Raw genomic sequence first — 612 nt, 5'->3', positions numbered from 1 at the left:
TCTGCCACCGAACAGCCGGGACGCGCTGGACTCCCACCGCACCTCGCCGAGGACCTCGACCTGTCGAAAGTCGGAATGTTCGGTCACTCGCTAGGCGGGTCGACAACCGTGCAAACGATGCACGACGACCACCGTGTCCGTGCCGGCGTCGATCTGGACGGCCCGATCCTGGGCTCTGTCGCCGCGGACGGTCTCGACCGGCCGCTGCTGATGCTGGCCAGCGACACCTCGCCCTGGTTCGGCAATCCGGGCTGGGAACCGCGCTGGGCAACCAACACTGGGGTGAAGATCCCCCTGCGCATCGCAGGAACCCAGCACATGTCGCTGTGCGACCAGCAGATCATCCTGCCGCAACTGACCACGGCCGGCCTGCTCGAGCCCGCCAAGAAGGCCGAAGCAGTCGGCACAATCGACACGGCCCGTTCGATCGACCTGCAACGGGCTTACCTGCTTGCCTACTTCGCCGCCACCACCAGCGCCGCATTCGGCGGCGAGTAACCGGCGGGTGCTTCACGGGTGAGGAAGCATCTCCGGCTGAGCGAGCCTGGCGATCGTTTGAGCAATGTCGGTGCCAGGCTGGCTGAAGGTGGCGTCGAAGTAGGCAAGCAGGTA

General features: G+C 66.0%; 1 pseudogene. It reads left to right on the top strand.

Annotated elements, in window-relative coordinates:
- A pseudogene (locus A5780_RS16520) lies at positions 1 to 498 on the top strand (hypothetical protein); the annotation flags it as partial.
- Positions 499 to 612: the final 114 nt, after the last annotated feature.

Source organism: Nocardia sp. 852002-20019_SCH5090214, assembly GCF_001665865.1.
Taxonomy (GTDB): domain Bacteria; phylum Actinomycetota; class Actinomycetes; order Mycobacteriales; family Mycobacteriaceae; genus Nocardia; species Nocardia nova.
The sequence above is the reverse complement of the archived record's forward strand: the minus strand, read 5'-3'. Positions and strand labels throughout refer to the sequence as shown.